General features: G+C 36.8%; 9 protein-coding genes. 4 read left to right on the top strand and 5 right to left on the bottom strand.

From position 1 onward, the window contains the following. The first annotated feature begins 14 nt into the window (after positions 1–14). The 3 genes from IW16_RS26815 (at position 15) to IW16_RS24990 (ending at position 1,461) form a co-directional block, all read left to right on the top strand. On the top strand, positions 15–140 hold the full coding sequence (locus IW16_RS26815) for an IS3 family transposase (RefSeq protein ID WP_394332457.1): 126 nt from the start codon (positions 15–17) through the stop codon (positions 138–140). A gap of 151 nt (positions 141–291) precedes the next feature. Next, on the top strand, positions 292–756 hold the full coding sequence (locus IW16_RS24995; RefSeq protein WP_034751234.1) for a hypothetical protein: 465 nt from the start codon (positions 292–294) through the stop codon (positions 754–756). 267 nt (positions 757–1,023) lie between these two features. Then, positions 1,024–1,461: a hypothetical protein gene (locus tag IW16_RS24990; RefSeq protein WP_034751231.1), complete on the top strand. Its 438-nt coding sequence runs from the start codon at positions 1,024–1,026 to the stop codon at positions 1,459–1,461. Positions 1,462–1,492: 31 nt separating this feature from the next. Here IW16_RS24990 and IW16_RS24985 read toward each other — a convergent pair whose 3' ends face one another. The 3 genes from IW16_RS24985 to IW16_RS24975 form a co-directional block, all read right to left on the bottom strand. Next, a complete protein-coding gene (locus IW16_RS24985; RefSeq protein ID WP_034751228.1) occupies positions 1,493–1,894 on the bottom strand; it encodes a helix-turn-helix domain-containing protein in 402 nt (133 codons plus the stop codon). Positions 1,895–1,966: 72 nt separating this feature from the next. After that, on the bottom strand, positions 1,967–2,278 hold the full coding sequence (locus IW16_RS24980; RefSeq protein WP_131327995.1) for a hypothetical protein: 312 nt from the start codon (positions 2,276–2,278) through the stop codon (positions 1,967–1,969). A 160-nt stretch (positions 2,279–2,438) separates the two neighbouring features. Beyond that, complete coding sequence (locus IW16_RS24975; RefSeq protein ID WP_034751220.1) at positions 2,439–2,687, bottom strand: helix-turn-helix domain-containing protein; 249 nt, start codon at positions 2,685–2,687, stop codon at positions 2,439–2,441. 542 nt (positions 2,688–3,229) lie between these two features. Between IW16_RS24975 and IW16_RS24965 the strand changes: the two genes are divergently transcribed. Next, positions 3,230–3,751 carry a hypothetical protein gene (locus IW16_RS24965; protein WP_034751214.1) on the top strand — a complete coding sequence of 174 codons (522 nt, stop codon included), beginning with the start codon at positions 3,230–3,232 and terminating at the stop codon, positions 3,749–3,751. 1,106 nt (positions 3,752–4,857) lie between these two features. On the opposite strand, the gene IW16_RS24955 is transcribed toward IW16_RS24965, so the two are convergent. Together IW16_RS24955 and IW16_RS24950 are read right to left on the bottom strand one after the other, a co-directional pair. Beyond that, a complete protein-coding gene (locus IW16_RS24955; RefSeq protein WP_034751206.1) occupies positions 4,858–5,889 on the bottom strand; it encodes a phytase in 1,032 nt (343 codons plus the stop codon). A 4-nt stretch (positions 5,890–5,893) separates the two neighbouring features. Further along, positions 5,894–8,704 (bottom strand): TonB-dependent receptor, encoded by a 2,811-nt coding sequence (locus IW16_RS24950; RefSeq protein WP_034751204.1) that lies wholly within the window; start codon positions 8,702–8,704, stop codon positions 5,894–5,896. Positions 8,705–8,808: the final 104 nt, after the last annotated feature.

Here is an 8,808-nt window from a genome sequence, read left to right as displayed (position 1 = left end):
TAACAAAAGAAAAAATGGGAATGGAAATATTTGAATACATTGAAATCTGGTACAATAAAAAAAGACGTCACAGTACCCTAAATTACAAAACAATAGAAGAATTTAATAATCAAAACGAAATTTATCAAAATGTAGCTTAACTTATACTGGAAATTTTATTTGCATATCCACTATCTAGCGTACAGCCATTTGGAATTCATAATGCTTTTGATATGAATGGCAATATTATTGGAAAAAACGAATATATCATTGTAAATGACACGATACATTATGCGAAAATTAAATTATAGAATGAATAATCAAACATATTTTTTATCACTGGTACTTTCTTTTTTGTTATTAAATTCCTGCACTGATAAAAAAGATTTGTCATTGCATATTTATGATAAGAATGGTTTTATCAAATTGGATGGAAAATTTAGAAATGATCAATTTGTTGATACAATATATGTATATAAAGAAAAGGATAATGATATCTATAATGATCATTTTGATACATTTATAAAAATAGATAGTTCAAATGATCGTTATTTTTATGGTGTTGAAATTGTACAGGAAAAAAATACAAATAAGCTTTTTTCTGAAGGTTTATATAGATTTAAGAAAATGAAAGATCCAAAAAAAAGTTATGAAAGTAAATTAAAAACAGGGTATTTTAGATTCTATAATATTGATGGTAGTCTGCATTCGAAGAAATTGTACCGAATAAAAGAAGATTCTTCTTATGTTGTGGAAGACATAAAAGAAGATAATTAAGCTTTTCATATGGCCGTGCGTGAGTCTTATTTATATTCCCATATTGTCCCAACATAATTCATGTGTCCAAATAAAACCTTAACAACATCTAATCCGGGAAATCCACTTTCTCGGATTTTTATTTTATGATCAATTTTTATGGTAATAACCTCCAACAATGAGAAATAGCTTTAAATTTGTCATATAAGAATAGGTACTAGAGTCACGCTCGAAGCAATTGTAGGAGATACTTTTGAAAATACTGTGGTCAATTATTAAATAACTCAAATGAAACATATCATAAAAATAATCAAGTCAAAAGGGAAGATTCTTTCAGTAGTATTGGCATTGGCTACCTTAGTATTGATCATTGTAACACTGGTTTTATCCCGGCATGACCTGAGAAGTGCTAAAAAGAATGCAAAATATACCATAGCCTATATAACCAGTGATTGGCATCAAAAAAATAATAATGGAGTAGGGACTGATTTTACTTATGAAGTAAATGGGCAACAAATAGGTAAAACCTGCGCTAATAACTTAAAAAAAGGAACCAGACATATCGTATTATATGATTCTATAAGCCCTAAGAATTACATCATGCTGTATAATCATCAGTTATCAAGTACAGTAAAGGCTCCCAGGAACGGATGGGAATTTAGTAACCTTCCCATCAAAGTAGATTCTGCTGATCTAAAGTTCTATTTTGAAAAATTAAATTTGTAAGAAACGATTTTAATGTTTCTAACTTTATGCTTTAAAAGCTTTTCCAAACCAGCCTCCATCTCACTCTTTTACAATTATAGGAAATAATTTTCACCGTTGTACAATGTCTATTGACTCTGTAATCAATCAAATCCTCAAAATCTTCAAGGTTAGATTTACCTTTTGGAACGGCAATAAGTATATTGTTATTTTTCCTATACTGATTAAAATCAAAATCCATATGAGTTATATTCATTTCAAGACCTGCTGCTAATGCTATTTTCACAACAGTTGACAGTAAAGGGACATTTTCTTTATTGATCAGTCTGTAAACCTGTTTTCTGTCAACATTTGCAGCAGCAGCAAGATCGGCTAAGTCTATCTTATTGTCATCAATAAATTTTTTGATATGATCTGCTACAGCAATACAGTAACTATCCTGAATATCTTTCATAGCAATAAAATCAAGTGTTATTGTTTTTTTTTAAAGCCTTCCGATCTTGAATTAATAAGATCTAGACGAGCCTCAAGATTTAATTTTTAAAATATTTTCTTTAAATTCGACAATATCTTTATCGGTAATTTTATCGTATTGTTCTCCAAAATCATTCATGGTATAGCCCAAAGAATCTACAATTAATATTACTGTAATCATTGTTGATTTTTTCTTGCCACTGAAAGCATTTGTAATAGTAGCTTTTCTGATATCTGAGCTGGAGTTTGTAGCAATTTTTTCATAGCTATTAACTAAGGCTTTATTTTCTGCATTGGGATCAGCATAATTTTTATTTCGATTTCGTTCCAGCAATGCACGTAGTGTGATTGCTACTTTTATCATAATTATTTTTTCAGTTTCCTCATACATACCTGCAATTACGAACTAATCATAATTTTATTCGGTACGCTTTTGTTTACCGATATTATTGTTATTGCATTTGTAAAATAAGGTACAATAAGCGTAGCTTTGTGATACTTTAAAGAAATATAGAAGCCATTGCTTATAATATTTCCTCATTAAAACCTTGAGCGAAAAATTCTTCTAGGCTCATATCAAAAGCTTCAATTATTTTTGCAAGTGTACTAAACCTTAAATCTTCTCCTCTTTCATACCTTCCAAATTGGGCACGGGATATATTGTGTTCATAAGCGAAATATTCATAGCTTGAATACCCTTTACTTATTCTGATTTCTTTTATCCTTTTACCCAGTTTCTTCAACACTTTTTCCTTGGAAAATTCACTTGCCATATTTATAAGTTTTTTAGAATTATTTATTATTACAAATCTTATAAATAACCATCACTTTCGTTACCACTAAAAAGATGTATCTTATTAGTAGCTTTTTTAGAATTATTTTGTATATTTGAAGCAAATAATAAAATGCTTAGACATGAGAAAAAGTATATTGTAAAACTAAATGGTTCTCTTACCCATGCAGTTCTGCTTTTCTACAATTCTTTTTTCTAAGCCCGCTTTACCACATCAAGTATCATGACATGTTACAATGGGGTGTACAATCCATTGCGGCCTTTAAGGCTTTCAGAAAAACACAAATTCTATTATATTCATTTTGGACTTGTATGGGCAGGAAGTCCAGGCATTGGCAGGATTTCCTCCTTTACAGTCATTAAAAAAACAGTTTAACAGAAACAGGTCGTTTAAGACTGCTTATCTACACAAGAAGTACAAAAAAGCTCAGCATACTACAAAGTATACCGGAAACTTCATGTGCATAAAAGCTGTATCTAACCTAAAGGAACCGATCTGATCCTAATTACAAAATATAACGCATGAAAAAGAACAGAGCAGACTTTCAGTCCCGGCTTGGCACAGATACGAAGAAGCACTCAGCGTTACAGCTGATGGAGAACTTTTTTAAGCTCAATGACCTGGCTGCCTCTAAAGAAAGGTTGAACAGCATAATGAGTTGCGCAGTAAAAAGAAACAGCTGGATAAAAGAAGATCCGTCCGATATCTTTCAGTTTCACCAGTCTATACAGTCGTTTATTCGCGCAGGTTATCTCATTACACTAAAAGAAAAGGAAAAGTCTACCAATATTCAGTTGGAAAATACCTCTCCGTTACTTCTAGGCTCACTTTCTGAGAAGGAATACCAAAACCCTCTGTTGGCCTTTAAAAAAGCATTCAGAGAATACAGTGTCAGGGAATTTGATTATTTTATGTCAGGGATGGTCTATCTGTCGCTGGGAGTCTATGACCATGTGCCGGAAAGAAATATGGTCTGCCCATACATCCATCTGATTAAAATGTTGGATGCCGGACACCTTATTTTGGAAAGGAGAGGGAAATGAAGATGAATGAATAGGGAAAAGTGAAAAGTGAAGAATGAATAATTAATAGTGAATAGAAATTTTATAGACGCAAAGGATTAAAAAAATAATAATGAACATTTTAGGAAGCAAAGAGAGAATCAATCTATGATTGATCCGATGAAGCGTGTGTTTTATCCAGTCGCTTCATCAGCGACAGTGTCGCCTTCTTTGCCATCCTTAAAACTGGAAAGTTCTGGAAATAAAAACTTTGCGTTTAAACATAAAAAAAGCGGTATTTTTCATGATCAATTTTATAGACGCAAAGGATTAAAAAAATAATAATGAACATTTTAGGAAACAAAGAGAGAATCAATCTATATTTAGGAAGCAAAGAGAGAATCAATCTATGATTGATCGGATGAAGCGTGTGTTTTATCCATTCAGCTTCATCAGCGACAGTGTCGCCTTCTTTGCTTTCCTTAAAACTGAACATTCTCAAAATAAAAACTTTGCGTTTAAACATAAAAAACAGCGGTATTTATGATTGATGAGTTTTATAGACGTAAAGGATTCATTGAATGATGTATAGTTTAGGAAGCAAAGAGAAAATCAATCTATGATTGATCCGATGAAGCGTGTGTTTTATCCAGTCGCTTAATCAGCGACAGTGTCGCCTTCTTTGTTTTACTTAAACTGAACGTTCACAAAATGAAAACTTTGCGTTAAAAAAAACTTATCTCTCTTGAGATTTGCTATACCCCAAAAAATTGATAAGTCTTAAAAGGTGGACTCGAGCCAAAAAAACTAAAAACATCTGAATTTTAGTTATCATTACAATTGCTTGCAGGAAACTTTAAGAAAAGTAAATGGCTGTAGGCCTGCCGGAATTGGGTGGAGACAGTTATTGAACCGAATGGAGGTGTTTCCGAAGAGGGTATCCTCCTTACCCAACGGGTCGAGGTACTTCAGAAGATGGTAGATGGAAAAATGATGTGAAGATTCTTAGAATGAATGATCACTTCATATAGCCAGATGATATCAGCGTTATCTTGATATAAAAAACAACCACTGCTTTTTGCAGTGGTTGTCGTGTTGTGAATCTGTAAGTATTTGAACTTAAGTTGTTTTTCTTTAAAATATTAATGTTATTTATCGGTTTTCTGAGCCGCTTTGATCCTCTCTTCGATAAGCCTCCAGTCGTAAAAATGGAACACCCGTCCATTGCTCATGGCTACAAATACACCTTTCGGAAACTTTGGTCCTAAGTCCATATTCGTTACCTCCGAACCGTCACTTTCGCTCGTGGAAACCGGGATCTCTGCAATTTTTCCCTTAGCCGGATCTTCTCTAAGATAGACATTAAACGTATCGTTTTGCTGATTGGAAACCAGAATATAACCGGTTTGAGCAGAAGTAGGGTAGATGGAAATCCCTTCCACATCAGACTTAAAATCACCCTTACCGAAAACCTGAAGCTCCTCATTGCCTTTGGCCGGATCTGCATAATACTGATGCACGCCAAACTGCTCGTCAGAATAATAAATATAGCCCATTTCATCATCTACCGCGATGCTCTCAATCTCTTTCAGTCCGCTGTATTTTCCAAACTTACGGACTACTTCTCCTGTTATTTTTCCGTCTTTTTCAGAAAGCTGATACTGCCACAGATAGCCGTCCGCCGGACCGGATTTTCTTCCTACAACAGCATCTATGTTTCCTGTTGCCGGATTTTTATACAATGAAATCCCCATCGGGTCCCGCTCTGTTTCACCGTCAAATACTGTAAAGGATCCTACTGCCTTAAGGTCAGGAAGACTGTAAATCTTTACCGTATTGGTTTCTCTTTCCGTAACGGCCGCAATATCGGTTTTCTTTCCGTTCAGCAAAAAACCGTATTCCAGGTCTACATTGTTAGGACGTTTTAATCCCGAAACTTTATGAATGATTTTTCCGTTCAGATCGAAGGCATACAATCCGCCGTCCGTATCTTTATCGGTTCCTATGACAATACTCTTGGAAGCATCAGAAGGGTGAATCCAGATCGCCGGATCATCCGTATCATGTACTACCGTTTCGGTAACGACGGAAGGTTTTAGTTTTTCTCCTAAATGTTGCGTGCCGCAGCCCACTGCAAAGGGTAGAGTGGAGACGGCTAATATAAATGGTATCTTTTTCATGCGTTTAAAAATCAAATTTTACTCCTAAGGTAAATCTAGGTCTGTAATATTCCACCTGAGCCGTTCTGCTCTGGATTCCCTGATAATACCTTAACGGCTGATTCGTCAGATTATTGGCTTCTGCGAAAACCCTCAGCTGGCTGGTGATCCTGTAGGAAGCATTGGCATCAAGGAAAACCTGCTTGTCATAATAGCGGTCTTCAAAGGATTTTCCACCCAGCTCATCAATATAGTGAGAAGCGTAATTCATGGAAATCCTTGCCGAGAAACGTTTATTTTCCCACGAAAGAGATCCGTTGAACATATGTGGAGCCGCTCCCGGAAGTCCCACATCTGTTCTTTCCACTCCATCTTCATTCGTGATTCCTTTCGCTTTTGATTTGGTATACGTATAGTTGACGTACACCCCAAAACCTTTCCAGAAAGCTCCCGGAATGAAATCCAGCTGACGTTGAAGAGCCACTTCAAAACCGTAAATGTCAACATTATCGCCATTTCGCTGCTGTGTAAATCTCCAGTTGTTTTCTCCAGCCGGAATAGGATTGGACTGTCCTGCAAAATCGTTTGCAAAATCTCCTGTGGTATAATTTCTTCTGGAATAGGTATAAATAAAATCTTTCAGGTTTTTATAAAAAAGACCTCCCGAAAGAATCCCCACCGACTTAAAGTACTTCTCTGCCATAAAATCAAAATTATATGCATAAGTGGCCTTTAGATCAGGGTTTCCGGCTGCAATGGTTTCATCTGCAGAAATCACATTAAGATAAGGAACCAGCGAATAATAATTCGGACGGGCTAAAGCCGTGGTAAAGGCGGCACGAAGCACCAGATCCTGAACCGGAACATATTTGAAGGATAGATTGGGAAGGATATTTGTGTACGTATTGGTCCGGTTGATCTGCCCTGCAAGATCGGCTTCATTTAATACATAATTTCCGGTGTAATCAATTTTTGTAGTTTCAAAACGCGCTCCGGCGATCATCGAGAATTTTTCACTGAAATCCTGATCCCATCGGATGTATCCTGCGTAAATATTCTCTTTGGCGGTATAGTTGCTGGAAAGGAATTCCTCAGGTTTTGATTCACCTTTAAATAAACCCGGGTTAAAAAGATCCAGACCTCCGATATAAGAAGGATTGACGAAAGTCCCCGGAACATAATTCCCAGGCTGGAAATGTTGTCCGTCGAAATTTACGGTCGGAACAGACAGCAGGCTTCCCATATCCTGTAACGGGTCAAAAGCATAATAATCGTTGTTCCTCTCTTTCTCCTTTAAACGGACACGGATCCCTGTACGAAGTCTTCCTTTCTGGTTCTCGATTACCGAAAACGGAAAGCGGACATTCACCTTGGCTCCAAATTCCTTTTCCTGTGTAAAGCTGTTGGAGTCAGAAAGATCGCTCAGCTTGTAAACTCCTAAATTATCTGCAGAAAGAGGAGTAATCATCGGTCTTTCCGGATCACTCAGGTCTGAAGAGAAATTCATTTTCCCATTTTCAAACTCTATATATCGTTCATGAGGTTTCTTTTCACTCGCTGTCGCATAATTCATGGACCAGTCAAGATCGATCTTGGAACCCAGAAGGTGTTCTCCCCTCAAAGCATAGTTCTGTACTTTCTGTCTTTCAAGACGGGTGTTGTCATTATCAGAATCTCCACCTTTGTTCTGTCTTGTAATGCTTCCTTTCCAGCCTGTGATCTCCGTTTCATCAGCATTGTAAACAGGTTTCACCTTATATCCCAAAGCAAACCTGTTTTCCTTGTCTGTTCTGAAGTTGTACATAGCCGATGCATAAATCTTGTTTTTGGAATTAAATTCATAATCCATATTCAGATCAAAACTGTGGCGGATACGGTGCTCATTATAATAGCGGACTCCCATCTTACTGATATAGGCGGTTTGCGCAGCATCGTTGGCAAGACTCCAGGTAGGTTCAATATTGTCTGAGCCAAAATTGTTGTTGTTATAAGAAAAGCTGAAAACAGCCCCTAATTTTTTATTTAAAAAACGGTCTCCATAGACAAGTCCCGCTGTATAATTGCCCTTTTCGCGGATAGGATTATAACCTCCGGCGACTGTTGCAGAAATACGCTGTCCGTTAGGGGAGGCTCTTGTAATTAGATTCACAGAACCACCGATGGCGTCGGCATCCATATCAGGAGTCAGGGTTTTGTTGACCTCGATGGTAGAGATCATATCAGAAGGAATAAGGTCCATCTGTACATTACGGTTATCCCCTTCAGCCGATGGAATCCTGTCACCGTTTAAAGTCACAGAATTAAGGTTGGGTGCCAGCCCCCTGATGATAAGGTTTCTTGCTTCCCCCTGATCATTCTGTATTGTGATTCCCGGAACACGTTTAAGAGCATCACCAATATTGGCGTCGGGGAAACGTCCGATCTGGTCGGAGGAGATCACATTGGTAATATTGGCATTGTTCTTCTGCTTGTTCAAGGCCCTTGCCTGGTTTTTCAAAGTAGAACCGCTTACGATCACTTCTGCAATCACAGTTTCTTTTTTTGTGAAAACAATGTTCTGTCTCGTATTCTTTTCAGCCTCAACAAGCACATTATATTCGCTTGTTCCATAGCCCAGATAGTCAACGCTCATGGTGTAATTTCCCGGAGGGACATTCAGAAACACGAAGTTGCCATGATCATCAGAAGTAGTATAGATATTTCCCGGAGACAGAGAAATCCGGGCACCCGGCAGAGATAATTTGGAATCATCATTAATATTTCCGGAAAGAGTCCCGGTTTGTGCATAGAAAAACAGCGATGCACAGAATAAAACAGAGGTAAAAATTTTCTTCACTTTTTCAGTAGATTAAATTGGAGCAAAATTAAACGTCTGTTTGGGAAACAACCTGAAATTAAGATTACGATTGTTTTAAGGATTTATGAACGGATGGAGTGTTC

Origin of the sequence: Chryseobacterium vrystaatense, assembly GCF_000737765.1 — a bacterium.
Taxonomy (GTDB): domain Bacteria; phylum Bacteroidota; class Bacteroidia; order Flavobacteriales; family Weeksellaceae; genus Chryseobacterium; species Chryseobacterium vrystaatense.
This window is presented reverse-complemented; position numbering and strand designations above follow the sequence as displayed.